We start from the raw sequence: 26,470 nt of genomic DNA, 5'->3' as shown, positions 1-26,470 counted from the left end.
ATCGACGGGGCATCGGACGTGCATCGCAATTCGACGCACATCAGGTCATTCACTAAGACTGCGGTCTCGGACCGCGGTCCGGTCAGTTTCCGAATTAGTTGTCTAGCGGGTTGTCCAGCGAAGCGTCCGTCGACGCGGATCCACTGGCATCAACGTCCAGACCGGAATCAAGCGCCGCGTCTGCATCGACCGATCCCGACGTCTCAGCCGAGGTTTGATCGGCCGAAGCATCCAACTCGGCTGAACCTTCCAAATTCACATCCGCATTGTTCTGCGTCGCTCGGTTCTGCGAGTCAGCCGATCCGCCTTGATCGCGGTTGTAATTGCCACGCAGTTCGTCAATCGTCGCTCTCAGTTGCTGCACTTCGTCTTCCAACGACTTGATGCGAGCTTCGTATTGCGCTGACGCATTTGCCGAACCGTCGATGGCAGGCTTGCGTGCCGTGTAGCGATCATTTTGATTCTGACGCGCGGCCAAGGTTGCGGTCACCGCTTGTTGCTGACCGTTACGCATCACGTTCATGTTCAACTGCGCGTTCGAATCGGCGTTGCGGACGATTCGAGCCAGTTGGTCGGTCGACGTGATCGCTTGGCCGTTCGCACTGACCACAACGTCACCGGCTTGCAGCCCGGCTTGTGCGGCGGCACTGCCTTGGGTGACGTTGGTGATTCGGATGCCTTGGTCGGTGTTTTGCAAACCGATCCCCAGTCGTGCCCGCTGCCGCATCCGCGTGTTCACGTTGGGCAACACCTGTCCGGTGGCTTGGTCCACGCCTTGACGGATCGCTTGCCGCGTGCCTTCTCCGATCGCCCCGCGAATGGAGTCACCTCGGCGGACCTGATCGGTGGCGGCGTCGATTCCGGAACGGACCGCATCACCGACGGTGTCTCCGACGCGATTCTGCAGCGTCGCATTGGCACCCGCGTTGAGACCGGCGCCGGCATCGATTTGCCCCGAACCTAATTGTCCCGAGCCCAATTGGTTTGTGATCGCCTGACCGATTCCTTGTGCGGTCGAATGGCTTGCGGGAATAGCCAGTGAGGTTCCGGCCATGGCCGCGACGCAGAGAATACTTTTAATACGCATCAACATCTCCTTCGATTCATTGTGGGGAAATTCGTCGGGCAGGGGACGGTTTGTCCCTGACCCGAACCGGTCGTTCACAGACCGTTAAGGCGTCAGCCCCGGACGCTGACAGCATCAACTCGATGCCTTCACGTCGGCCTCGCCACAGAAGCAGACCGCGTACCAATTGCTTCAAAACGTGCTCACCGATCAACAATGACGGTGGTTTGATCGAAGGTCGTTCAATGGTCGTTCGCAAAGCGGCCAAGTTGCTCGGCAACAAACATCGCGTCGGGCCGTATCAGCGCACCCCCGTACGACGGCCCTTCCGGGCGGTCGCTGCGTGATGAAATTGGGAGGACGGCCCCGACGCCGCGGTGCGACGATACAACCGTTCAGTCACCTGCGTTAATCCGAGCGAGCGAATCGTGAATTCGAAGGGTTCTCCTGTTGAAATCGGAATGCCGCGACCTTAGAGTGGAAAGAAACACTGCTGGGGGGTTTGTGAATCCGACAAGGTAAGGAAGCATCAACTCCGAATTGATCGAGACCGGGGCATGGCGATGAATCATCTCTCGCTGCACGTTGACAGCGTGCCACATCGTGTTCGTACTGCTTTTCGTCCACTCCTGACCGCCATTGACTATGCGTGTCAATCCAATTGCGACCGTTGGGAATTCGCGGTGGAGATGGAGCAACTGACGGCTTTGGGCTTGGCCCCCAATGATTTTCGCTGGCTGGTGCGTCACGGGTTGGTCCACCATCAGCGCGAGGTGACGCTGGAAAGTGACGATGGGCGTGCCTTCTTGCCAACCGGTAACTTGATCTTTCCCGAACGGACCTGCTTCGTCCTGACCGATCGAGGCATCCGGCTTGCCCAAGCATTGCTAGCAAACCACCAATCAGCCGCCCTTAGCATCACGCGTGTGATCGACGTTCCGCACACCGTCGAGGCCGCGGAGGAAACCACGCCGCGTGAGACCGCCGCGGGGGCCAATGGCCGTCATCACCCGGACGTCCGACGACCGCGCTGGGATTCGGAGCGACGCGTCTTGGGCGTCAACGGGATGATCGTCAAGTGTTTCAAGTGGGTGGCCGTCAATCAGCAAGCGATCCTGTGTGCGTTTGAAGAAGAAGGGTGGCCGCCACGAATCGACGATCCGCTGCCGCCGCAGCCGGACCAGGACGCCAAACGCCGGTTGAGCGACACGATCAAGTGTCTGAATCGAAAGCAGACCAACCCACTGGTGCATTTCCGTGGCGACGGCACCGGCGAAGGCGTAGTTTGGGAATTCGTCTCCACTGTGGAAACCGTCCCGTGGGATGATCACTAGGCTTTGTCCCTAAACCCGGAAAGGGTCGTACGTGGTAGCGGAATTCGCCAAGAATTTCGGCTTTTCCCGTGTGGACTGCTGCGAGACGAAAGCCTTGGCGGCTTCCGCTACGGGTTTAGGGACATCGCCTCCACCGCACCGACGGCTGTCTGGAACCTCTCTTCCCAGCTTCCACGGACAACGATGTAACGGCGGTTCTGTTCTTTCAACTTCGATTCACAGCGGTCAAAAAAATTGCGTCGATCCGCGGGAAGGTAACGGACCTGGTCTTTGACCCAAGGCACATCGACATCGGTCAACAGATACAGATCGTAGGTGCGCTGGTTTGCGCGGCTCCGGACTTCGTCGGGGCAATCGTCAAACAGCCATTCGCTCCAGATCGTCGTCAACAACAGATCGGTGTCGCAAAACAGCACGCGGTTGGCGGCCCGCGCCAATGCGTCTTCGCTGGCCGTCTGTCCCCGAGCGATTCGGACGATGTCGCCAGCTTCGATCCGCCCCTGTTGGGATTCGATCAACGTTCGAGCGTACTCCGGAACCGCGATCGATTGAAAATGATTCGCCAGGTCTTTCGCCAACGTGCTTTTTCCAGTGGATTCGGGACCGAACACACAGACACGGCGCACGAAGTGGCTGCGGACGCAGGGCGGCAAGTAGTCCCAGTGCGCCAGTGGATTCTCGCGCACCTTGGTGCCGCTAACGGGCATCACGCTGCGGTCCAGATCAACCTGGACAAACTGTGCCCCCAGCACCTCGGCAAGTTTCCAGCCGTAGTTCTCCGAAGCAAAAACGTAGTCAAGTCGCTCAGGAATCAGCGGCCGAAGCGCGTTCTCCCAAAGACGCCAAAACTCGGGATGCTCCGAGGGATCTTGCGGCAACTCCTGGTCCAGATGAACCACTTTCGTTCCCGTACCGCCAAACATCTCGCGCATCCACTGCCAGCGTTTGATTCCCGGAATCGGCTCCGCGGCAAGCGTCCCGACGACGACCGTCAAATCATCGACGTAGTGTCGGGCGAAATCGATCAGATACGCATGCCCCAGATGCGGCGGCAAAAATTTCCCCAAGACCATTCCCGTCGTCATGCATCCACTCCCGATCGCACTCTTTCCAGCATTCTCACCACCATCGTCTCAAGCTGCCGATCAGTGACTGCATGGATCCGTTCATCGCTGGATCGCAATAGCTGATTCGTCCTGGTACAGTCAAACCGCGTGGCGGTGGCGAGAAAAAGATCCAGCGGCCGACTCTCCGAGCGGGCGGTCGATCGATAGTCTAGCGCCAAACATGCCGCGGCGACATCCTGGCGGCCACTGGGGCAATGTGACGGTTCGGCTTGATACTGCCGAGCGGCTAAAGCAAAGCACTCACGCGACACCGGCGTCAGTTCCGGTCCCACACCATTCATCGCCGCGATCCAACGGGACACCGTGACGGGGGCCGGACCACAAAGATGGAACGCACCGGTGTGATTCCCGAGCGTCAAGGTGACGAGTGCGTTGGCCGCTTGGTCGACCGGCGTGACATCAATACTGAATTCTTCGATGCCCTGCGGATAGACCCCCAACCGGGCGATCCCCCGTGTAAACATCGCCAGCTGATCGTGATCCGGACCGACACCGAACCGGGAGTCTCCTGTCAACAAACCCAACCGAAAGACCGACGGCGTCTGCTGCCGGGCGATGGCCCACAACAACCTCTCGGCCGCCCACTTGGTCTGAGCGTACCCGCCGAACACCCGCGCCGATTCGTCCAGCCGATCCGATTCTTCGTAACACGCCAGCGCACGATCCGTCGAAACAAAAACCGACAAGGTCGACGCATATCGAATCGCTTTGGGCCGTCCACGCGACGCAAGCTCGGCGAGCGTCGTGATCGGATCAAGGTTGCTGCCCCGCATCGAATGAAACCCCTCCAACAAGTGCACTCGGGCGGCCAAGTGCACGATGTCGGTGACTTGTTCTTTCGTCGCCGTCCATTCCGCTTCCGATAACCCCAACCGGGCCGCCGCGATGTCACCGCAAATCGGCTCGATGTCGCACCTCCGCAACGGCAATGCGTCCCGGCCCAGAAACGTTGTCCTTGACTGATTGATCCGATCCAAGGCATCCGACGCATCGGCGGCACGGACCAAGCAACGCAGCCTCGCCCCCGTCTGCTTGGCCACCAGCGCATCCAATACCCACGTGCCCAGAAACCCCGTCGCGCCGGTCAGCAAGATCACCCGATTACATGACGCTTCTGATCCAGTTTTCGGCAACTCAGGCACAGCGCGAGCCAAGTCTTGCACGATTCGTTCGAGCCGTTGGGTCGTCGTCGGATCGTCAAGGACGCATTCGGACACGCATTCACGCAGCGTCTGGGATTGCAAACATTGGGCTTGAAGCGAGATCCCGCCTGCACGTGCCAGGGCCAACAATTCCATCGCCGCCAGTGAATTGCCGCCGACGGCGTCCAGCGGGTCGTCCCACCCGAAATCATCGTGTCCGAGCACGTCCACCCAAAGCGTGTGAAGTGTCTCGGCAACGACGGAGTCGGGCGGTGGCTGCCGATCTGGCGCATGTTCGGTCGCCAACGCGGTCGCGGCATGGAGATCCGCTTTCCCGGTCGCCGTCCTCTCAATCGAGTCGACAACCTTGATCGTCGTCGGAACCATCCAAGCGGGCAGCCCGTTCCGCAAGTGTTCGCGAAGCGACACGAGTGAAAACGTTGACGGGTCGGTCGGACAAACGAGTGCCGCCACCGCGCGAACCGAACCTCGATCGTCTTGCAGCGGAACGACGGCGGCTTCCGCGACGGTCGGATGCTCCAACAGACGCCTGCGGATCTCCTCGGGTTCGACAAGTTTTCCCAGCAGTTTGAATTGCCGGTCGACACGACCGACGAATCGATATTCGCCACCGCCTTCACGTCGCACGCGGTCGCCGGTCCGATACCAACGCGTGCCATCGAGCATTACAAATTTCTGGGCGGTCAATTTCGGATCACCGATGTAGCCTGCGGCCAGCCCGGGTCCCGCGATCCACAATTCACCTTCACCGTCGGCAGCTACGTCTTCAACCCGGTCGCCGGTGATCCCACCGATTCGATAACGCATGCCTGCGATCGGCGTTCCGATGGTCGGCATGACTCCCGGTCGGCATGGTTTGATGCTGGTGCAGATGGTCGCTTCGGTAGGTCCATAAACATTGAACAGGTTCAACCGATCGGAAAACCAGTCGATCCCCTCCGCCGAACAGACCTCGCCGCCGACGACGACGGTGGACAATGACTCGGGGATCGCAAGCTTCAGTTTGCCGATTCGCGAGACGATCGCCGGCGGCAAATCGGCATACGTGATCCGTCGCTCCGTGATGCATCGCATCAACGCGGCCGGCGGCGATGACTGGACCTCCGACTCGATCACCAACGTCCCGCCGCTCAACAAAGCTGTCCCGATATCGGAAAGTGATGCATCGAAACAAATTGACAAATAAAACAGCGAACGTGTCTCGGGCGAGAGCCCGAACGCGTCGATCTGATCCTTCAAAACTGGAACCAGACCGCGGTGCGTGACCGCCACTCCCTTGGGACTGCCGGTCGATCCGGAGGTGAAAAAAATGTAGGCCAAATCACCGGCGTGCGTCACGCGGGGCCGACCGGTCCATTCCAGTTGCACCCCCAGGGAGGATGACGGATCAGGTTGCAACACGGCCGCAACCCCGGCCCGATCGCCGTTTTCCATGCGAACGGCTGCGGGAAAGACATCCGGCAGCGGCAGCGCGATGCAACCGGCCCGCCAAATACCGATCAGACTGGCGATGTATTCGATCGACTTCTCGATCCGAATCGCGACCACACTTTGCCGTTCAACGCCTGCGGACTGGAGCAGACCGGCGATGCCGCGGGACATCGATTGCAATTCGCGGTAACGGCAATGCCGTCGACCGTCTTGTTCGACGGCGACATGTTCGGGGTACCTGTTGACGACTCGATCAAACGCGCTGCAGAACAACTCCCTCATTGCTGCAAATCCGCGGATACGACCGGAACATGACCAGCCAACGCGTCTCCCGTGGAATGGTTGTCGACGTTGGCCGGTCCAGCCCCCTGCCGATGATCGGACAAACAGACCGTCCGGAAGTCGACGCTCAACCGCGTTTCGCCCTGCTCGATGGGGACCGTTTGATGAAGATGCTGGCCCGAAAAAACGATCACTTCGCCCGGCTCCGCCTCAAACGCGATCCGGCGATGCTGGGGTAGCGATTCACGCAATTGCGGGTAAAGCTCACGACGTCCCGCGTCGGCGTCCTGCCAGCCGATCTTCAGATCGGTTCCTTTGGACGTCCATTGCCGATAATCGAAACCGCCCGAATCGTTTCCCACCGCCCGATCGAAGTAATCGGGTAAGAACGAAAACGTTTCGGTCGTTTCGACCCGATGGAGCGGCATCCACCATGTAATCTGGCACTGCGGATTCGAGTACCAGGTGTCGCGATGGGCATAGTAGACCGGCGCGGCGGCCGGGTTGTGGTGCCCGCCTTCGGTGATGACGCGCAATCGAACGGGGTCACATCGATGGTCATCAACGTCGCAACCGGTCTGCCGCAACAGATCGGCGATCCCGCGTCGACACACCTCCGATTGGTAGAACTCCCGTCGCAGCAAGCCGGCTTTTTGAAACAACGTTTCACCATCAATCCGCCTTGTCGCGCCGCGCGGATCGTCTCCGAACACCTGACAAATACGATCCCAACAGAATTCACGGATCCGTCGCGTTGATTCCGAGGCCGGCATCACCAGCACGGTTCCAGAATACAGGACCGACCGGAATTCAGCGTCGGTTTGACCGTCGTAGCGTTGGATTAAATCAACCATCCGAAGGGTTCCTCCCCACGATGATGCAACGCGGCTCTGCCGGCGTCAACGGTTCGCCGCACGGTGACAAAGCGCACACATCGTCAAAACCATAGTCACAAAACATTTTGATCAGTTGATCCGGCAGATAGATCCGCAGCGTGCTCTCATGTCGACGGACGCGCTGGCCATTTCGCCGATACTCCCAAACTTGATGCAGCGTCCCGGTGCAGGCGGCGATTCGCGACGTCCGCGTCAGGGCAACCCCGTCGGGGTGCTGCGACACGATCGATTCCTGGAAATTGGCCAACAGGTGCAACATGTTGGGGAATTCCAACAACATCATCCCGCCGTGTCGAAGCGAGTGGCGGGCGGCGTCAAGCATCCGCCCGTTCTGGGCATCGTGTCGGGCGTAACCGAAACTGCTGTGCCAGTTGTAAATCGCATCGACACGCTCGGGGTGTTGATACTCCAACGCGTCGGCGACGACAAATTCGGCAGCGACATTCCGATGTCCGGCAAGTTGTCGGGCATGATCGATGTAATCGGCCGACTGATCGACTCCAACGACATCGACACCACGGCTTGCCAGTTCGCAGGCATGTTGCCCCAAACCGCAACACTGGTCAATCACGCGATGACCTTTCGACAGGCCCGTCAACCGCACGATCGTGTCGACCTGGCGCACGATGGTGGCGGGGGCTTGGTCCGCCAGGACCACCTTGGCCACATCATCATAAAACGATTTCCACCAGGCGGTTTCGGAGGGAGTTTGTGATTTCGTTGGGGTCATGTCGTCTCGGTTGGTCCTCGTCTTCCTCGTTCCCAGGCTCTGCCTGGGAACGCGATGTCCGTGTGGCTCCGCCGCACGTGGTGTGTGTTGCAAGAGACGGAGCCTGGGCTGTGCGACATCGTTCAATTCGTTCGCGTTTTCTTTCGTAGGAAATTGGCGTTTTCGATTCCGCTACACCCTCGTTCCCGGGCTACGCAAGGGACGAATGGGACGATAGCAGCATCCACCATAACGGGTCGGTGGCGGTCTTGGATTCCTGGTTCGCGTCTTTCATCATCGAAAGCGTCCGCCGAACCTTGGCGGCATCGAAATACGGGTGGTCATCGATCCTTGACTGAAGAAAGTCCATCAGACGCTGGCATCGAAACAGGCTGTTGGCCAACGGCGGCGCGTCAAAGGGATGCTTCGGCCGATTGACCACACGCGATGGCAGACGATCTCGCATCGCGGCGCGTAACAGCCACTTGTCGGCGAACCGTTCGGTTGTTTTGCCACGTCGGAGATCCGATTCTCCGCTCTGCTGGGATCGGATCAAACGACCGATGGGCTGTTGTTTCACCCACTGAAACAGCAAGTGGTCCAACATCGGCAATCGGCCCTCCGTTGCGTGGGCCGATTCGCATCCGTCGCCCAAGGTACGCAGAATGTTTTGCGCCAGCGCCGTCTTCATCCAAACGTACAGCGATTGATGAACCACGTGTCGGTTGTCGATTTGATCCGGATCAAACACTGCGGCAACGAATTCTGCCATCGCGTCGCGGCCCGAAAACGGGGCCAAGAAACTCGCTTGAAGATGCGATCGGATCATCCAACCCTGTGACGCTTTGGCGGCCAGAAACGTCGGCACGTACCCCAGCACGGCGCGAATCGCCTGCGTCGGGATCGTGCCGCCGGCGGCCGGGATCATGCTGCCATAGGACGTCCGATTCTGAGCCAGAATCCCGTCGATTGCGGCGGGCGCGACCGAACGGCAATGATCGATTTTCAGATGAGCGTATCCGGCCAGCAACTCGTCCGCCCCTTCGCCGGTCAATGCCACTTTGTACCCTGCCTGCGAAATCGCTCGACTGAGCAGGTATTTGGCGGGCAAGTGACCGTTGACGCACCAACCTTCACTGGCCGTGACCGAGGCTTCGATGGCATCGATCAGATGCCTCGGAGAACCATCAACACCATAAAAGTGGACTCCCAAGCGGGCGGCGATGTCGACGGCAGATTTTGATTCGTCATGGTCCGCATCGCCCGGAAACCCGATCGAAAATGCCGCCGCGACTCCCCCCTGCCGGACCGCCGAATCCAAAACGCTGCACGAATCGATGCCCCCGCTGAGGTGAGAGACCACGGGAACGTCGCCACGCAGACGAATCCGCACCGCTTCGTCGAAGCGATCGGCCAGCGCCGCGGCCAACTCGTCCGCATCGCCAATGCACGCAGACGGATTTCGGTCATCCAGCGGTGGATAGTCAAGGTCCCAGTAGCGATGAATTTGCACCGTCTCGTCGCGCGCGATTGCGAGACAGCCGGGCGGGATTTGAAAGACGTTTCGTTGCAACGTCCGATCCGGCAGCGTGTACTGAAAACTCATCACATGCCAGACCGATTCTGTGTCGCATTCCAATTCGATCCCCGCGGCTCGAAAGGCGCAGGCCTGCGAGGCGAACCAGGTCTCTCCGGCGCGCTGCGTGTATAGCAGTGGCTTGATCCCGAATCGATCACGGACCGCCAGCAATCGATTCTCGCGGGCGTCATGAATCACGATGGCAAATTCGCCCCGCAAATACTGGACAAACTCGAGTCCATGTTGAACGTAAAGGTGGAGTGCTAGTTCGCTGTCACTGGACGTCGCAAATCGATGTCCTTGGGATTCAAGACGTCGCCGCAGGACATCACCGGGATCGTACAATTCTCCGTTGACGACGATCGAGATGTCGCCGCAACGGTTTCCGATCGGCTGAACTGCCGACGGGCCTCCGTTGACTGCCAAGCGGCAGTGCCCCAGTCCGAACGCCCCGCGTTGACCGGATGCGGGTTGAAACATGACACGCGTACCGTCGCGGCCACGATGTTGCATCGATTCCGCCGCCCGCATCAATCGATCCCGGGTCAGCTTCCGTCGCAATCCCCAATTCACACATCCGACGATGGCACACATTGATGCTGCGATCTCGCGACGGAATTCTGGGCCGGGAAGCTGGTCAGGTCGACAAAATGTTTCCGAAACGGGTCCAGCGCGGCAGCTTCAAACGCCCTGGCGGATCGCTCCGCACTCCAAACCGGTCCCAGCAACGATGCAAAGTCGATCGCGGGATCCAGCAATAATTCACGGGCATCGGCAAAGTCGGCGTAGTTGACCAGGACGACTTGCGGCTCTTTGGGCAACAGCGTTCTCAACTGCAATTCGACCGGCCGCAGCGGCCGACTCTTGAGTACCAAGACGCCGGCCGGTCGGAGACTGTCGGCGAGCTGCCCCACGGATCGGGTTGTCCCCTCGGTATCGATGGCAAAGTCATACTGGTCACTTTCCATCGGCTCCGCGCCGCGATGGACGCAATGCACGTGCAAAAATCCGCGGGACTGGAGGATCATCTTCGTCAGACTCGCCAAACGCCCCCTGCCGAAGACGACGCCGCGCTGTGAAACATCGATCGGTGTCTTCAACACCGCCGCACAGGCCGCGACCGGTTCGAGCAATGCGGCGATGCGATCATCCAGCGACGCGGGAAGCCGCCAAGCGTTTGGTGCGGGAATGGCGATTTGTTGGACGATCGCACCATCGACGTCGACGCCCAAAAACCGTGCCCTGCGACAAGCATGCTGCCAACCACCGGCACAGCGGTCACATCGCCCGCAATGTAGCACCGGATCGGCGGCCACCTTGTCCCCGAGCGAAAGACCGCAGACATCCTCACCGACGGCGACAACGCGGCCGACAAACTCATGCCCGAGAATTCGCGGTGTGTCGACCCGCAATCGTCCCGACGCGACCGCCAAGTCCGTCCGGCACAAACCGACCAACGAAACTTGCACGAGCACCTGCCCGACACCGGGCGTCACCGCAGCGACGTCCCTCCACTCGGTTCCTTCATCGGTTCGGACAAGAGCTTGCAATCCATTTCCCTCCAAACAGAAAAAAAGTTCGACCAGTTTGCTCAATCTAAAGGACGCCGATCGCCGCGGGAAGGTTCGTGAGGATCGCCACTCCGCCGCTCTTCGATGGAGCAGGGCAGGGCAGCGCGGATCGATCGCCCACAAGATTTTTGCACATTTGTATAGTCCAGAGCACTATAATGGCGGGTTGGGCTCCATCGGGTCCAGCCGAGGCACCTGCGATGATCAAGACCGTCACTCGACGTGCTTTCAAGCGAAAAGCATTGATCGAAAGATTGGAGCGGCGCGATCTGCTGGCCGCTAACCCGTTCGGCACCAATCCCCTGCAGCGGTACGACGTTTCCCGCAACGGCGAAGTCTCTCCGCTCGATGCGCTACGCGTGATCAACGCGATCGCATTGAGCGACAACGGGATCGCCGACCCGGCCAAGAGCATCGGCAATTTCATCGATGTGAACGGAGACTCGATGGGAACGCCGCTCGACGCGCTTCACGTGCTGAACGTCTTGGCGCTAGACATCCCGCTCGTCGCCGCGACCTTGCCCAATGACTCGGCCCCCGGTGGAGTGACAAATCTGGACCTGGTCTCCAATGATTATCGCGTCGATCTTCAAATCAGCTCGGGTAAGCTCGGCAACCAAGGGGTGTTCGCGCGAATTGACGGTTCGGGAAACGCTCCCTTCACCGAAATCACCAGTGAGTTTACGGCATCCAAAGCGTCGCTCTCGACACAAACGCTCGATGCGATCGCGGGCGGCCCCTTGGCGGACGGCGACCACCGTTTTGAAATTCGCGTGGGAGCCGATGGCAATCAGATAGGCTTTGATCTGACGATCGACCGCGCGGCGCCGATGCCGCAGTTGCTGGTCGATTCGACGGTGCGTCGCACATTTGATTCCGCCCAACTGGATCTTGGGGAATCCGTTTCCACCACGATCGTGCCGACCAGTTTCGACTTAACCATTGACGGCGGATCACAACACGGCCAGTCGATTCCGATTCGAAGCATCAGTTCCATCGACGATGCGACGCTCGTGCTATCGCTGTTCCAGTCATTGCCGGACGAATCGTATCGTTTGAAAACGTCCACGACGATCGAGGACGTGGCGGGGAACGTGTTGGCCGCGGACACCGAAATTGCAACCTTCTTGGTTGCCGATCCGCCGAACATCGGATCGACGTCTCCCAGCGCCGGCGAGGAATTGGTCAGCGTCACCCGAAGAACGATCGTTCGATTTGACGAACCGGTCGATGCGTCCACGGTGACCAGCGACGCGTTCTATTTGATCGCCAACGGCGAACGTGTCGACGGTTCGATTCGCGTGTCGAGCACCGAACGGTTTGCCACGTTTTTTTATGACGACCCGTTGCCGGCTTCGACGGAGATTCGGGTCGTGGTCGATGGCTCCAAAATCATCGGACGCGACGGCATCGCCCTCGATGCCGACGGCGATGATGAACCCGGGGGAGTGCAGCACGCCGACTTTCGCACCTTGCCGCTGACGCCCGTACCGGGGACAGGCGTGTTCGGGTTCGTGAAAGATTCCAACACGGGGGAACCGATCGTCGGCGCCACGATTCGCGTCGATTCCTTGCCCGACAAAAATGTCGTGACCGACGTCAACGGACGCTTTGAGCTGACCGACATGCCGGCGCCGGAGTTCTTTGTCCATATCGATGGAACGACCGCCACGAATCTTCCCGCCGGCTTTGTCTATCCGAACGTCGGGAAACCATTTCACAGCCAAGCGGGACGTCTGTTGCAACTCAACATGGCCGGGACTCCCTTTGATATTTACTTGCCGCCGCTCAAGGAGACCGACATCCAGGCCTTGTCGGCGACCGAATCGACCATGGTCGGGTTTGGTGGCGACGGACGTGCGCGTCTGGAACAGATTCTGCCGGAGACCGATCCGACGTTGTTCGACGAGTTTTCGCTGACGATCGAGCCCGGTGCCGCGATCGATGACGCGGGAACGCCCGCCACGACCGCCGCGATCATCCCGGTCGAACCGGATCGTATCCCCGCGCCCCTGCCATCTTTCTTGGATCCACAACTGGTCGTTTCGATCCAAACCCCCGGTGCGAACAGTTTTGACGTGCCGGCGGCGATCACCTTCCCCAACTTTGACGGCCTTGCCCCAGGAGAAAAATCGTCCATTTTCTCGTTCGATCACGACGCGGGCAAATGGAAGATCGTGGGCACCGGAACGGTCAGCGAAGATGGACGTCGCATCGTTTCCGACGGCGGCGTCATCGAAGCACCGGGATGGCACTTGGCCCGCGCCGGAAGCCTCACCAAGGGCGGCTACAAGGATTTTGGACAAGGCCAGGCTAGCGTGACGATCAGCGGATTGAACAGGATTTTCACCGCCGAGAATCAGGAGGCGCAAATCGTCATCAGCAACACGTCCACCGAGCCGGTCAAGGCAGAGGTTGTGCTGGACCGGATCTCCACACTGACAAAGACCAAGACCGACAAGATGTCCTTGGACCTCGGCCCCAAGGAATCCAAGACGATCGATCTGAAATCACGCAAAATCACCGCGGGGGAAATCAGCGCACTGCAGGACGAGGACCCGAACACCAACCATGCCAAAATCTACACCGGCACGGTTCAAGTCACGGCGACCAGCGAAGGTGCGCAGATCGGCGATGAAACGTTTCTGTACGCCTTGATCGTTGCCGAAGACGCCAAATTGGCCTTTCCCAATGTCTTGAAAGAAGAGGATTCACAACCGGCCGCGGACGAAAAAAAGGTCTTGCACGTGGACGTGGTGGGTCCGATCCAGGACATGAGCTTCGCCGGCGACGATGAAGACATTGAATTCAAGCAGTCATCGGGATCGGCCAGCTTCAGCGTGCTGTCGACGGAATTGCTCGATCGATTGCAAAGCCCCTCGGGCGAACTGACGTTGTCACACAAAAGCGAAGATTTGCCGGCGATTCCCGTCAACGCGGCCGACGCCATCCAGCTTGATCCCTTCGCCATCCGACGTGTCTCCGGTGGAGTCACCGGTGACATCAACAAGCGATTCACGATCGAAGGAAAGGTCGAAATCGGTCTCGCCGGGCCGACCTTCGATCCCTTGTTCGCGATCGACGGGACCTTCGAAGTCAACGAGGAGTTCTTTCTCTTGTCGGGATCGATCACGACGAACTTGCTGGAAGACATCCCTGGATTCGGCCCCGAGGTCTTCTTGACGGAGAAAGACAAGAAGGTCTTGCGGATCAACCGGATGACCAAAGAGTTTGAATTGTTCCCCAGCAAAGACGTGCCCGGCCAACCGCCCAAAGAAAATGCGTTCGTGTTGGCCGGATTGAAATTCACGCTGACCGAATTGTTCTTGCCCCAATCGGGCGTCGGCCTGGGGTTGAAAGGAAAAATCACGCTGCCGGATAAACTCGGGAACGTCGAAATCGATATCGGGTCCGGCGAAAACTCCGATAACTCGGTGATCATCACCAGAAACGACGTGGATCTGACCGGAGCAAAGGTCGAGTTTCCCGATCAGGCATTCACGTTGTTTGATGTCCAGGCCGAAGCGACGGAGTTGAGTTTGGAATTTCAAAAACGCGGCGTCGATGACCTGGGCATCGAACGCGGCAACCGATTTTTGCTGCGCGGACAGCTGGAGTTGTTGTTCCCAGAATTCGATCCCAAATTGCGGATCGCCGCCTCGTTCGCATCCCCGGACGACGAAGAAGCGTTGGTCGATTTGAGCGATAGCCTGGGCGTGGCGTGGTCGTTTGCTCTGGAAGAAGAACCGGATCTGGCCACTATCGATGCCAAGGCCGACAGTGCCCCGGAAGCGGAGGACCCGCCGGACGATTCGTTCATCCGACTCGAGTTTAAACCGGATGGTTCGCTGGGTTTGGACGCCGTCGGCAGGATCGCGTTGGAAACATGGAAGGTCAGCCGACTGCTGACGATCGAAGATGTTTTCCTGCAGATCGATACCGTCAACGACAATTTTTTGGGCTTCGGACGGATCCTGACTCCGTTTAAGAAGGCCGGAGAGATCACCGCGCTGGTCGGCCTGGAGGGCGGCAAGTTGGATTTGATCGCCGTCGTCTCAGGTACCGTCAGGATTCTGGTCGGCAATGGGGACGGCAGCTTTGACGATCCGATTTCGATTCCGGCCCCGGTTGGAGCATTGGGCGTCTCGGTCGCCGACCTCAACGGCGACGGTCTGCCGGACATCGTGATCGGCAGCAATTTGACCTCCGGCACGCCGGCCTTTAGCCTGCAACAAGTCGACGGCAGTTTTGCTGCCTTCCAAGACCTCGTCCCCGGTCATCTGTCCGGCGCCGCTCCCAACGCCGTGGTCACCGCGGATCTGAATGACGACAATCGAACGGACGTGATTTCATCGAACCAGGACAGCGACGACGTGACCGTCATTCTACAAAACAGCCTGGGAGGTTTCTTCGTCGCTGCAACCTTAAGCGTCGGCGATTCACCGCGAGACGTGCTTGCCGACGACATCAACGGTGACGGCAACGTGGACTTGGTGATCTCCAACCGTTTCGATGGTGCCGTTTCGGTTTACCTAGGTGACGGTGACGGGACCTTTGCCGATGAACTTCGGTTCAGCACCGGCGGAAACCCGATGGAGATGGCCTTGGCCGACTTCAACGAAGACGGCCTGCTGGATCTCGCAGTCATCGACACGCTTGCCAAGGATATCGTGGTCCTATTGAATCAGGCATCCTAGTCGGGTAAGCATCGTGCTTACCAGCCACTACAATCAGACCCTATGCCTGATCTCTCCCTGACCAACCTGTCGCTCGTCGGTGCCACCGTCTTTGTTTTTGTGGTCCTCGGTATCCTGTCGGCCGTTCAGGCGGTGATCTCGACGCGGACGTCCCAAGGGGCCGTCGCTTGGGCGATCACGTTGGTCACTTGGCCGTTTTTTGCCGTCCCCGCCTACTGGATTTTCGGCCGCAACAAATTCCAAGGGTATGTCAACCTGCGGCGGGACCGCACCAGCGATGCGATCGACAATTTGGATCAGGTTCGCGAAAGGATGACGCCCTACATCGTCGACTTGGGATCGCGATTCGGCGAGGCACGGGCGCTCGAGCAACTCGCCCGGATGCGGTTCACCAGGAACAACAACACGCGTCTGTTGGTCAACGGCCAAGCCACCTTCGATGCGATCTTTGCGGAAATCGACGCGGCCACGACCTACATCTTGGTCCAGTTTTTCATCATCCATGACGACTCGTTGGGACGACAGCTCAAGGACCGGTTGATCGCAAAAGCAAAGCAGGGCCTGTCCGTCTATCTGCTTTACGACGACATCGGGTCCAGCGGCATCCCCAAAGCCTTCGTCAACGAACTGACCGCCGCCGGTGTACGTGTCACGGGGATGCGAACGACACGGGGATGGCGAAATCGATTTCAAATCAATTTCCGCAACCACCGCAAGATCGTCGTGGTCGACGGCCGGATCGCGTTTGTCGGCGGGCACAACGTCGGTGATGAATACATCGGCAAACACCCCCGATTGTCCCCCTGGCGCGACACCCACATCTCGATCAGCGGCCCGGCCGTGCTGGCGACGCAAATGGCGTTCGTCGAAGACTGGTACTGGGCGACCGAGTCGATGCCCACCGTCTCATGGGAACCGCAACCGTCGGACGAGGACGACAAAATGGTCTTTGTGCTGCCCAGCGGCCCGGCCGATGACTATGAAACCTGCGGGCTGTTCTTTACGCACGCGATCAATTCGGCGGACGAACGCATTTGGATCGCCACGCCCTACTTCGTCCCCGACGAAGGCGTGATCACGGCGTTGCAATTGGCGGCGCTGCGGGGCGTCGATGTCCGTGTTCTGATCCCGGGAATCCCCGACAAACCGTGGATCAAGTTGGCCGCCATGTCCTACGTCCGCCAGGTCATCGAAGCCGGCGTCAAGGTGTACGAATACGGCGACGGTTTCCTGCACCAGAAAGTTCTGCTGGTCGACGGATACGCCTCGGCGATCGGAACCGCGAATTTTGACAACCGGTCGTTCCGATTGAACTTTGAAATCACCGTACTGACGATCGACGACGATTTCACCAGCGAAGTCGAACAGATGCTGCTTACCGACTTCGAAAACTCGACGGAAATCACCGCCCAGCAACTCGCCGACCGACGTTGGTGGTCGGTCGCGGGCTCTCAAATCGCCCGCCTGTTCGCCCCGATCCTCTGAATCGTCCTACCCCAAAAATCTACCTCCCCCTAAAAACTCTTCATGACGTTTCCCAACGCGGGATTTCCTTTTCCGCTTCCAATGCACTCATTGCGTCAGCGATCGCTTGCATGAAGGAGTCTTTCTTCCCGGTCCAACCGATCGCCTGGCCGATGAACACGTCACAGAAAAACGGCACCAAGATCCCTTCGCCCTTGGGCAATGACCGCCCCAGACCGTGCATGAAGACGGGCGTGAATGGCACTTCGGGATGCCGTTTGGCGATGTGGGCGATCCCCGTCTTGAACGCTTCGCGAATCTCCGGCGCCCCGCGACTGCCTTCGGGAAACAGGATCAGGATCTTGCCCTCATCGAGCGCCTGACAAATCCCGGCCAGCGGGTCGCGACGGACGCCCTTGATTTCGCGTTCCAGTGGAATGATGCCGATGATTTTGGTCGAAAACCAAGCCATCAGACGGTTCCGCAAAAAGTGATCGGCCGCCGCCACCGGATGCACGTCTTTCAATCGCCGCATCCCGAACAGTGTCATCAACACCATCGTGTCCAAGTGACTGTTGTGGTTGGCGACGACCACCGCGGGACCCTGGTCCGGTAACAGGTTCGACCTCCGCACGTTCAAACCGATCACGACCAGGATCACCGGACGCACGATCAACAGAAAGTATAGGTGCCGCAAGACGTCCGTCATCGATCAACCGTAGCAGTAGTAGATGAAGTGAAAGAACAACGGTGCGGTGTACGTCAAACTGTCGACACGATCCAAGACACCGCCGTGGCCGGGCAGCGTGCTGCCGGAATCCTTGACGCCTAAATCACGCTTGAGGGCAGAGATGGAAACATCGCCGGCGAACCCGGAAACGCCGATGATCAGACCGGCGATCAGCGATCGTGGCAAATCGAGAAACGTCAACCAGGGACCGACCAATCCCGCCAATGCGACCGTGGACGCGACACCGCCGATCAGTCCGCCGACCGTTTTCCCCGGGCTGACTTTCGGGATCACCTTGCGTTTTCCGACCGTTTTTCCCCAACAGAACTGCGCCACGTCGTTGAACTGCGTCAACAGGACCAGAAACACCAACAACGCCGCGCCGCCAGATGCTTTCGCCGATTCATCCGCCCAGACCGCCGCGACGCGTGCCGACCCACCAGGCTGAATGAACAGCAGCATCGCGGCGTGCGAGAGGCTGAAGACCGTGGTCATCAATCCCCATTGGACCGTCCCGATCGCACGCAGAAACCCTTTCGTCTCGCCGATCAACACCATCCGGGTCGGCAGCCAGATGAACATGTACACGGGAATAAAAATGATAAACATCCCGAACCAAGCGGTTCCCACCCAGAGGTATTGCAACGGGATCGCCAAGTACGCCCAGAACAGGACGCGGTGATCGGCCCGCCGCGTCGGGATCAGCGACAGGAATTCCTTGAAGGCGAGAAAGCTGGTGAAGGCAAAGAACACAACCGCCGTGGTCCGCGAAACAGCCAGCACCGCCGCAAAGCTTGCGACGATGATCCACCACGTCCGAACGCGAAGTGACAATTCGGTGTCGTCCCGGTCGGGAACCGAGCGTCGACGCAAGACCAGAATCGCGTTGGCCAGCAGCAATAATGCGGCGATCGCCGCGAACGTCAGGTGGATCTCCGTCGAGAGGTGACTGAACAATCTTATTCTCCCTCGGAATCCTCGACGGCGGACGTCTCGGAGCCGGCCGCCGAATCGCTTCGCAGCGCGATGTGCAAGGTTTCCGAGATGAATCGCAGGCGGCGGACGGCCGTGATTGCGCCGCCGACGATGATCAATCCCAGCACCGTTCCCATGATGTGCGATTGCCAGCGTCCCGAGAGGCCGCTACCGGACAGCGAAACGAAGCAACACAAGACACTTCCCAGCGTCATCAATGCCATTCGCTGTGGTTTGGCCATCGGGCCGGCAAAGACTTCCCCCGCACCGACGCTCGAACCGATCGCGCGGACGTACGCAACAAACACGGCGACCACGGCTGCCATCAGCCCCAATTCCGGGCGTGAAGCCAACGAATAACCCGCGCCGATCAGAATCGCGGCATCGGAAACGCGGTCCGGGACCTCGTTGTACAACGCGCCGGCCGGAGAGCCTTTTCCGCCCTCGACGGCCACCATGCCGTCAAGCAGATTGGCGACCAACCGCAACTGCATGCAGACGGCGGCACTGAAGTACAGCCCCGCCAACATGCCGGACGACTGAGCGACCGACGTACCGGCCAGTGCCAGCCCGGCGGCGACTGCGAAACCGATACTGGACACGCTGATCATGTTCGGCGTCACCGCCGTCTGGGCCAGCCACGCCGCCACCTGTTGAAAGATTCGCCAATCACGCGTCTTCAACGGACGTCTTCCCTCGATTTCGTTCATCGCAAACAACCCGTGATGGATCGAGCAGCTCGGCCAATCTATGCACCGCCGATTGTAGCGGAAGACTACAACAGCGTTTGACCGCCGTCGACGCTTAAGATCTGCCCCGTGGCCATCGACGTCCCGGTGGCAAAGAACAGCACCGCGTCAGCGATGTCGTCCGGCTGAGAGGCCTTGGGGATCGGATAACCGGCGACCATCGCGTCCAAATCCCACTTGGGATTGCCCTCCTTGATCCAGCGGCTGTCGATCGGGCCGGGACAAACCGCGTTGACGCGAACTTCGGGCGATAGGACACGGGCGAGCGATTTGGTCATCGTGTTCAAGCCCGCTTTGCTCGCGCAGTAGGCGATCGACGAACCGCTGCCGGTGATCCCCGCGACCGAGCTGACGTTGACAACGCTGCCCGATCCGCCGTGTCGCAACAGATCGGCCGCCGCCCGCGTGACGAAGAACACGCCCTTCAGGTTCACCGCCAGCATCCGATCCCACATCGCTTCGGTCAGCCCTTCCAAGTCGCCGTGCTCGATGAACGACGTCGTCGCGGCGTTATTGACCAAGACGTCCAACCGCCCGAAGGTTTCTCCGACCTTCAGCACCATTTTGCGGACACGCGCATCGTCGGACACGTCACAGCCTTCCACCAGAACCTTGGCTCCCAACGCCTTGGCATCGGATGCGGTCTGCAACGCCTCACTTTCGCTGCGCGAGTAATTGACAACGACGTCGTAGCCGCGGCGGGCGAACTGCAGGACACAGGCGCGGCCGACGCCGGTCGCCGAACCGGTCACGAGCGCAACGGGGCGTGATTCAGACATGGCAAGGAATCTAAAAAAGGGAAAGAGAATTGGATGTTCAAAGCCGCCACACGCAAAGGACGTCTCGCAGGCGGGAGTATCGAGCGCCGAAAGCGGTCGACGCACTAAGTTACGAGAAACCCTCCCGAGAAGGGAGGGGCGAGCGCAGCGAGGGGTTTTCCTTCTCGAGGTGTTGTGTTGGAGATGGAGGTCAGGAGGAGTCGAAAGAGCCCACGGATGGCCGCGCGAACCCACGGACCCCCGACCGCATCACATCCGTGGGTTCGCGCTGCCATCCGTGGGTAATGACCGTCCTTGTGGTCCTGGGAGAGCGACGAAACCCCTTGCCTAACAACGACTCAAAAACCTCACGACCTCTGGAAGGGAGGGTGTCTCTTATTGTTTGACGGCATCAAGCCTTAACTTGATGCGTATGGGGACGAGCTCAGCGAGCGGGAATCGCCTCAAGGGGCCGTCCAGCTTAGCGCGATGCTTTTCTTGGGGTACGATGCCCCTTCCGGGCCGTCGCCCGTGGGGCTCAGCGCGACGATCTAGAAAGGACGTCGTCCACCCATCGGCCGACCACCTCTTACCCCATCGGCCAGAGTGTTCGGATTCGTCGCTATTCGCCTGTGTCCTAAGCTGGACGGTCCCGCAAGGCGAGACACCAACGTTCGCCGGTGTCCCTCTGCAACCCCGTTCAGCTCCACGACAGGTCGTGGTCGCGGAGCGGCAGATCGCGGATCCGTTTTCCTGTCGCGGCAAAGATCGCGTTGCAGAGCGCCGGGGCGAATGATGGAACGGTCGTTTCGCCGACACCTGCCGGTGCGGCTTGGCTGTCGACCACATCGACAATGATTTCACGCGGCGCGTCGCTCATCGTGACCATCGGGTAATCATCGTAATTGCCTTGCTGTGCCCGTCCGTTCTTGAACGTGATCTTCCCGTAACGTGCTTGGGTCGTGGCCATGACCGCCGCGCCTTCGACCTGCGCCCGCACGCGATCAGGGCTGACGATCAGCCCCGCGTCCAGCGAAACCCAGACCTTGGGGATCCGCAGTTTCCCGTCTTCGGAAATGTCGACTTCGATGACATGGGCGGTGTAACCCAAAAACGCGCGGCAGCATGCGATCCCCAGCCCCCGCCCCTTGGGCAAGTCCTTTCCTCGTTGCCAATCGGCAAGTTCCGCGACGCGACGCGTGACCGCTTTCAGCCGTGCGATGTCGTAGGGATAGTCCGTCGCCGAAGCACCGCGGTTGGACAACCCGGCGGCCTCCAGATCCAAATGACGATCTTCGCCCAACAACTCCAGCAAGTACTGATACGGATCGCGGCCGGCGTGATGAGCCAGTTCGTCGGCGAACGACCCGACCGCAAAGTTTTGCTGGATGTGCGCGACCGAACGCAGCCAACCGATCCGCGTGTGCGCGACTGCTTGGCCGACTTCCACGCGCAAGTTAGGGATCTGGTACGGGCAATCGGTCAGCCCCATCTCGACTTCGAACCCGGCCGGTTCCTTGGCCGATGGGTTGAACGTCGAACCGATGGTCGGATAGGCCGCACGGGCCAACCACGCGGTCGGATTGCCTTTCTCGTCTACGGCGGCTTCCAGATGCAGATGCGACATCGTGTGGAAATAATCGTTGTGAATATCGTCTTCACGCGTCCACGTGACGTGCACGGGGCGGCCGAGCTTGCGAGACAACATTGCCGCTTCGACGCAATAATCCGGTTTGCTTTTGCGGCCGAACCCGGAACCGAGCAGTGTGACGTTGACGATCACGTCTTCCGGTTTCATGCCCATGGCCGGCCCGACGGCTTGCTGAACCGCTTGGGGGTTCTGGGTGGCCGCCGTGACGATGCACGAGACGACTTTGTCGCCTTCGGTCTTCACATCCGCGACCGCACACGGTGTCTCCATCGGAGCGTGTGACAAGTGCGGCACGGTGTAGTCGGCGCGATGCACGTTGTCACTTTCAGCAATCACCTTGCCCGCGTCGCCGTGGTTGCGGACCGCTTTGCCGGGTCGATTGGCCGATTCGGCAAGCGTCTTGGCAAACTGGTCGGTATCGTAGCTCGCATTTGGCCCCTCGTCCCACTCGATTTCAAGCGCATCGCGTCCCTGCCAGGCTGCCCAGGTGCTCTCGGCGCAAACGGCGATGCCGCCGAGCGGCTGAAACAGCGGAGCACCGTCGAACTTGGGGATCTCCACCACGTCCACGACGCCGAGAATTTCCATCGCGTCGGCCGCGTCGTACGACTTCACCGCGGCACCGACCACCGGTGGTCGGGCGATGACGGCATACAGTTGGTTCTCCATCCGGGCATCGATCCCATAGATCGCCTTGCCCGTCAGAATCGCGTCCATGTCCGTGATCGGCGCGTCTTTGCCGATGTAGCGGAATTTCGAGGCCGGTTTCAGTTTCAGTTCATCGGCCGCGGGAACGTCCAGTGTCTTGGCGATCGAAACCAACTCTCCGTATCCGATCGCGCGGTCGCTGTCGGAGTGAACGACGCGGTGGTTGTCGCCATGGCACTGGTCGGCGGCAACGCCCCATTGCTGTGCCGCGGCGCGTTCCAACATCGTCCGCGCCGTCGCGCCGGCGATTCGCATCCGGTCGAAAAAGAATCGGATGCTGTTGGACCCGTCGGTGTTTTGGTCGCCGAGTCGTTTGTCGCCGATCGCCTGGACGATCTCAACTCGCGCCCAGTCGGCTTCCAATTCGTCGGCGACGATGCGAGGCAAACTGGTCCGGATTCCGGTCCCCATTTCGCTGCGGTGGGCCAGGATCGAGACCGTTCCGTCGGGCGCGATGGAGACGAACAAGTCGGGATCAAACGATTCGAGGTTCGCTTTGGTGGCGCCGACCACGACCACGTCTTGGCCGTGGGTGACCTTGGCCATCAGGACCAACGACCCGGCCGAAGCAGCGGCAAGGAAACTGCGACGCGAAATGCCCTTGCGAGCTTTGGTGGGAGCGTTCATCGGGTCTGCATCTCCTTGGCCGCGGTCTTGATCGCTGCGCGAATACGCGGGTACGTGCCACAACGACAGATGTTCCACATCTCGCCGTCGATGTCGTCGTCGCTGGGATCGTGATTGGATTCCAACATCGCGGCGGCCATCATCATCTGGCCGACCTGGCAATAGCCGCATTGCGGAACGCCGTGCTGCTTCCAGGCTTTTTGGACCGGATGCGAACCGTCCTCGGAAAGCCCTTCGATGGTCGTGACTTTCGAATCACCGACCTCGCTCAGTTGAGTGATACAGGACTGCACCGCAACGCCGTCCAGGTGCACGGTGCAGATGCCACACTCGGCGATCCCGCAACCGTATTTGGTACCTGTCAATCCGAGCTGGTCACGCAAGACCCACAACAAGGGCGTGTCGTCGGGCACGTCTCCCAGATCGTGGACTTTGCCATTCACGTTGATCGATGTCATGGGGTCCCTTTTGCACTCGTCGAGACAGAAGAGGAAAATCAGATGTCGCCGGGATTCAGTCTACCAGACCCGACGGGCACATGACGACAAGGCACGGCACCTGACGACAGGGCACGGCACCTGACGACAGGGCACGGCGCCGATCCGTTTCATCGTTTCATCCGATGCGAACTATTCCGCTTCGCCGGTGTTCCTTCGCAAACGCTCGTATTGCTCGGGTGTGTCGACATCCGTCACCCGCTGGCCGGCGGGAAACGACACGCACCGTTTGGGGTGCCGCTTCACCACTTGATCCACCCCCTCGCCTGCCCCAAGCTGAAACACCGCCGCCGTCAGCGGCCACGGCAACAGCACCGGATGCCCCTGTCGATCCCCAAATCGCGGGACCACAATGGTCGACGCATCCGATTCGGTCCGGATCAGCCGGTCGATGATTGCACACGACAGGTTCGGCAGATCCGCCGGCGCGATGAAACAGCGATCTCGGTCGATCGGGTTGAACACCGTCTCGATTTCGCGAAGGCCCCATTGCACCGAAGCCTTCATGTCCTGCGGATCGACGTTCGGGTGGACCAGACGCACCGGGTGACGACGACACGCATCGCTCAATTCCCGATCCTCCTTCCGCACGACGACAACGATCTCGTCCACCATGCTGTCGGCCCAGACCCCAAGCACCTGGTCGATCAGCAAGCCGTCGCCCCATGGCAACAGCAATTTCGCGCTGCCCATCCGCATGCTTCTTCCTGCGGCAGGAACGATCGCATAACATTTTGGTGGCGGCTGGTTCACTGTGGGGCCGAGATCCTGTCGGGCCGAGATTCGGAGCGATTGCGAAATGACCTATGATGTCGTGCAACATCATCAGAAACTGACGACGCTTCTGCAATCGGAAACACCGTTTGTGACGGTCACGTTGATCGACATCCGCGGCAGCGCCCCGCAGATCACCGGCGCCAAGGCGATCGTGACAACCGCCGGAATCGAATCCGGCACGATCGGCGGTGGCAAGATCGAAGCCGCCGCGATCGCACACGCCCAGCGATTATTGACGGCCACGGAAGGAACCGGTTGCGACTTCGTGGTCTGGAATTTGCAAACCGACATCGGCATGACCTGTGGCGGCGAGGTGAAACTGTTCTTCGAAGTCCACGGCAAAGTCGATTGGCCGATCGCGGTGTTCGGAGCCGGACACGTGGCACAGGTGCTCGTTCCGATGCTGTGTCAGTTGCACTGCCGCGTCACCTGCATCGATCCGCGACCGGATTGGTTGGCAAAAATCCCCGAGCATCCCAAGCTGGCCAAACGCTGCGTCGAACATCCAAACGAGTTGGTCGCCGAGCAACCGGCGGGGACGTTTTTTGTCTTGATCAGCAAAGGCCACGCGACCGACCTGCCGGTTCTTGCGGAAATCCTGACCAGCCGCGACGCGCCGTACATCGGCGTGATCGGCAGTCCCCAAAAGGCGAGTGTGCTGAAACGCGAATTGAAACAGCGAAACATCCCGGTGGAAAAACTGGAATCCTATTTCTGCCCCGTCGGCATCCCGCTGGGCAACAACACCCCGGCTGAAATCTCGATCAGCATCGTCGCGCAATTGATCCAGCAACGCGACAAACTCGGCGTGTTCGATCACAAGGTCAAGCGCTTTTAATCTTCTGCCCCCATCTTTGATTTACCTTGCCGTCCAGCCGCCGTCGACGACCAGCATGCTGCCGGTCGTGTAACTGGACGCGGGGCTGGCCAGATAGATCGCAGCGCCTTGGATCTCTTCCATCCGCCCCCAGCGATTCAGCGCGACCGCACCGACGATAAACTTCTTGGCTTCTTCGCTCTCGGCGATCGGTTCGTTCATCGGCGTCAGAAACGGCCCCGGACAGATGGCATTGACGGTGATTCCGTCGTCGGCGAGTTCGAGTGCCAACGCCCGCGTCATCTGGACGATCGCCCCTTTGCTGGTCGCATAGGGCGTGCGATTGGCCAGCCCCACCAGTCCCAGCGTACTGGCCAGATTGATGATCCGCCCGCGACCGCGTCGCTTCATGATCGGAATCACCGCCTTGCAGACCGACCACACCCCGTCGACGTTGATCTGTTGGACCTTGCGAAAATCGTCAAAGGAGAGATCACCGATCGCACCGCGGATGTTGATGCCCGCATTGTTGACCAGGATGTCGACACCGCCAAAATCGTGATCCACCTTGGAAACCAATGCTTCAATCTGTTGCGGATCGGTCACGTCGGCTTGGATGCCAACGGTTCGCACACCGTAGTGGTCACCAATCTGCCTGGCCGCTTGCTCCGCTTCGTCTGCGTTACGGCTGCAAAGTGCAATGCTCGCACCGGCCGATGCCAGGCCCGACGCCATCGCGTAACCCAATCCCTTGGACCCTCCGGTCACGATGGCAACCTGATTGGTCAGGTCAAACAGTTTGATTCCAGGCAGAACGGCGGCCTCTGACATGTGTTCAACTCCGTGTTGTGTGCAGTGGTGA

Annotated in this window: 19 protein-coding genes; 4 read left to right on the top strand and 15 right to left on the bottom strand. The window is 59.7% G+C overall.

Features of this window, described 5'->3' with window-relative positions:
- Positions 1-94: 94 nt before the first annotated feature.
- A complete protein-coding gene (locus Mal15_RS21640) occupies positions 95-1,087 on the bottom strand; it encodes a PDZ domain-containing protein (RefSeq protein ID WP_167546968.1) in 993 nt (330 codons plus the stop codon).
- Positions 1,088-1,623: 536 nt separating this feature from the next.
- On the opposite strand from Mal15_RS21640, the gene Mal15_RS21635 reads away from it, so the two are divergent.
- Positions 1,624-2,400, top strand: a complete 777-nt coding sequence (locus tag Mal15_RS21635) for a hypothetical protein (protein ID WP_147869679.1) — start codon at positions 1,624-1,626, stop codon at positions 2,398-2,400.
- A 107-nt stretch (positions 2,401-2,507) separates the two neighbouring features.
- Here the strand turns inward: Mal15_RS21635 and Mal15_RS21630 are convergent, their stop codons facing one another.
- From Mal15_RS21630 to Mal15_RS21605, 6 genes are all read right to left on the bottom strand, one after another.
- Positions 2,508-3,485, bottom strand: a complete 978-nt coding sequence (locus tag Mal15_RS21630; RefSeq protein ID WP_147869678.1) for an AAA family ATPase — start codon at positions 3,483-3,485, stop codon at positions 2,508-2,510.
- A complete protein-coding gene (locus tag Mal15_RS21625; protein ID WP_147869677.1) occupies positions 3,482-6,403 on the bottom strand; it encodes an AMP-binding protein in 2,922 nt (973 codons plus the stop codon). The genes Mal15_RS21630 and Mal15_RS21625 overlap by 4 nt, the downstream gene beginning before the upstream one ends.
- A complete protein-coding gene (locus tag Mal15_RS21620) occupies positions 6,400-7,257 on the bottom strand; it encodes a hypothetical protein (protein ID WP_147869676.1) in 858 nt (285 codons plus the stop codon). The genes Mal15_RS21625 and Mal15_RS21620 overlap by 4 nt, the downstream gene beginning before the upstream one ends.
- Entirely contained in the window at positions 7,250-8,029 is a 780-nt protein-coding gene (locus Mal15_RS21615; RefSeq protein WP_147869675.1) for a class I SAM-dependent methyltransferase, read from the bottom strand. The genes Mal15_RS21620 and Mal15_RS21615 overlap by 8 nt, the downstream gene beginning before the upstream one ends.
- A 190-nt stretch (positions 8,030-8,219) precedes the next feature.
- Positions 8,220-10,181: an asparagine synthase (glutamine-hydrolyzing) gene (gene asnB, locus Mal15_RS21610; protein WP_147869674.1), complete on the bottom strand. Its 1,962-nt coding sequence runs from the start codon at positions 10,179-10,181 to the stop codon at positions 8,220-8,222.
- Positions 10,157-11,137, bottom strand: coding sequence for a zinc-dependent alcohol dehydrogenase (locus tag Mal15_RS21605; RefSeq protein WP_167546967.1), 981 nt, complete (start codon positions 11,135-11,137; stop codon positions 10,157-10,159). The genes asnB and Mal15_RS21605 overlap by 25 nt, the downstream gene beginning before the upstream one ends.
- Before the next feature lie 221 nt (positions 11,138-11,358).
- On the opposite strand from Mal15_RS21605, the gene Mal15_RS21600 reads away from it, so the two are divergent.
- Together Mal15_RS21600 and cls are read left to right on the top strand one after the other, a co-directional pair.
- Entirely contained in the window at positions 11,359-15,855 is a 4,497-nt protein-coding gene (locus tag Mal15_RS21600) for an FG-GAP-like repeat-containing protein (protein ID WP_167546966.1), read from the top strand.
- A 42-nt stretch (positions 15,856-15,897) separates the two neighbouring features.
- The gene (gene cls / locus Mal15_RS21595) at positions 15,898-17,340 is read left to right on the top strand and encodes a cardiolipin synthase (protein WP_147869671.1); all 1,443 of its coding nucleotides are present in this window, start codon (positions 15,898-15,900) and stop codon (positions 17,338-17,340) included.
- 40 nt (positions 17,341-17,380) lie between these two features.
- On the opposite strand, the gene Mal15_RS21590 is transcribed toward cls, so the two are convergent.
- From Mal15_RS21590 to Mal15_RS21560, 7 genes are all read right to left on the bottom strand, one after another.
- Entirely contained in the window at positions 17,381-18,028 is a 648-nt protein-coding gene (locus tag Mal15_RS21590) for a lysophospholipid acyltransferase family protein (RefSeq protein ID WP_147869670.1), read from the bottom strand.
- 3 nt (positions 18,029-18,031) lie between these two features.
- A complete protein-coding gene (locus tag Mal15_RS21585; RefSeq protein WP_199773706.1) occupies positions 18,032-19,006 on the bottom strand; it encodes a phosphatidate cytidylyltransferase in 975 nt (324 codons plus the stop codon).
- 2 nt (positions 19,007-19,008) lie between these two features.
- Positions 19,009-19,734: a CDP-alcohol phosphatidyltransferase family protein gene (locus tag Mal15_RS21580; protein WP_199773705.1), complete on the bottom strand. Its 726-nt coding sequence runs from the start codon at positions 19,732-19,734 to the stop codon at positions 19,009-19,011.
- A gap of 65 nt (positions 19,735-19,799) precedes the next feature.
- Complete coding sequence (locus tag Mal15_RS21575; RefSeq protein WP_147869669.1) at positions 19,800-20,552, bottom strand: SDR family NAD(P)-dependent oxidoreductase; 753 nt, start codon at positions 20,550-20,552, stop codon at positions 19,800-19,802.
- A gap of 679 nt (positions 20,553-21,231) precedes the next feature.
- Entirely contained in the window at positions 21,232-23,517 is a 2,286-nt protein-coding gene (locus Mal15_RS21570; RefSeq protein WP_147869668.1) for a xanthine dehydrogenase family protein molybdopterin-binding subunit, read from the bottom strand.
- Positions 23,514-23,975, bottom strand: a complete 462-nt coding sequence (locus Mal15_RS21565; RefSeq protein WP_147869667.1) for a (2Fe-2S)-binding protein — start codon at positions 23,973-23,975, stop codon at positions 23,514-23,516. Before Mal15_RS21565 ends, Mal15_RS21570 begins: the two co-directional genes overlap by 4 nt.
- 171 nt (positions 23,976-24,146) lie before the next feature.
- Positions 24,147-24,767, bottom strand: coding sequence for a nucleotidyltransferase family protein (locus Mal15_RS21560; protein WP_261344515.1), 621 nt, complete (start codon positions 24,765-24,767; stop codon positions 24,147-24,149).
- A 46-nt stretch (positions 24,768-24,813) separates the two neighbouring features.
- Here Mal15_RS21560 and Mal15_RS21555 point away from each other — a divergent pair, with 46 nt between their 5' ends.
- Positions 24,814-25,629, top strand: a complete 816-nt coding sequence (locus Mal15_RS21555; RefSeq protein WP_147869665.1) for an XdhC family protein — start codon at positions 24,814-24,816, stop codon at positions 25,627-25,629.
- A 21-nt stretch (positions 25,630-25,650) separates the two neighbouring features.
- Here the strand turns inward: Mal15_RS21555 and Mal15_RS21550 are convergent, their stop codons facing one another.
- The gene (locus tag Mal15_RS21550; protein WP_147869664.1) at positions 25,651-26,439 is read right to left on the bottom strand and encodes an SDR family NAD(P)-dependent oxidoreductase; all 789 of its coding nucleotides are present in this window, start codon (positions 26,437-26,439) and stop codon (positions 25,651-25,653) included.
- Between the last annotated feature and the right edge of the window lie 31 nt (positions 26,440-26,470).

Source organism: Stieleria maiorica, assembly GCF_008035925.1.
Lineage (GTDB): Bacteria > Planctomycetota > Planctomycetia > Pirellulales > Pirellulaceae > Stieleria > Stieleria maiorica.
Note: the sequence above shows the minus strand (reverse complement) of the source record. Positions and strands in the feature narration are given on the sequence as shown.

Coding starts and splice junctions, on each gene's coding strand:
- Mal15_RS21590 (WP_147869670.1), bottom strand. CDS start 18,028: ATGACGGACGTCTTGCGGCACCTATACTTTCTGTTGATCGTGCGTCCG.
- Mal15_RS21600 (WP_167546966.1), top strand. CDS start 11,359: ATGATCAAGACCGTCACTCGACGTGCTTTCAAGCGAAAAGCATTGATC.
- Mal15_RS21625 (WP_147869677.1), bottom strand. CDS start 6,403: ATGAGGGAGTTGTTCTGCAGCGCGTTTGATCGAGTCGTCAACAGGTAC.
- Mal15_RS21565 (WP_147869667.1), bottom strand. CDS start 23,975: ATGACATCGATCAACGTGAATGGCAAAGTCCACGATCTGGGAGACGTG.
- Mal15_RS21555 (WP_147869665.1), top strand. CDS start 24,814: ATGACCTATGATGTCGTGCAACATCATCAGAAACTGACGACGCTTCTG.
- Mal15_RS21570 (WP_147869668.1), bottom strand. CDS start 23,517: ATGAACGCTCCCACCAAAGCTCGCAAGGGCATTTCGCGTCGCAGTTTC.
- Mal15_RS21550 (WP_147869664.1), bottom strand. CDS start 26,439: ATGTCAGAGGCCGCCGTTCTGCCTGGAATCAAACTGTTTGACCTGACC.
- Mal15_RS21620 (WP_147869676.1), bottom strand. CDS start 7,257: ATGGTTGATTTAATCCAACGCTACGACGGTCAAACCGACGCTGAATTC.
- Mal15_RS21635 (WP_147869679.1), top strand. CDS start 1,624: ATGGCGATGAATCATCTCTCGCTGCACGTTGACAGCGTGCCACATCGT.
- Mal15_RS21575 (WP_147869669.1), bottom strand. CDS start 20,552: ATGTCTGAATCACGCCCCGTTGCGCTCGTGACCGGTTCGGCGACCGGC.
- Mal15_RS21615 (WP_147869675.1), bottom strand. CDS start 8,029: ATGACCCCAACGAAATCACAAACTCCCTCCGAAACCGCCTGGTGGAAA.
- Mal15_RS21580 (WP_199773705.1), bottom strand. CDS start 19,734: ATGAACGAAATCGAGGGAAGACGTCCGTTGAAGACGCGTGATTGGCGA.
- asnB (WP_147869674.1), bottom strand. CDS start 10,181: ATGTGTGCCATCGTCGGATGTGTGAATTGGGGATTGCGACGGAAGCTG.
- Mal15_RS21640 (WP_167546968.1), bottom strand. CDS start 1,087: ATGCGTATTAAAAGTATTCTCTGCGTCGCGGCCATGGCCGGAACCTCA.
- Mal15_RS21630 (WP_147869678.1), bottom strand. CDS start 3,485: ATGACGACGGGAATGGTCTTGGGGAAATTTTTGCCGCCGCATCTGGGG.
- cls (WP_147869671.1), top strand. CDS start 15,898: ATGCCTGATCTCTCCCTGACCAACCTGTCGCTCGTCGGTGCCACCGTC.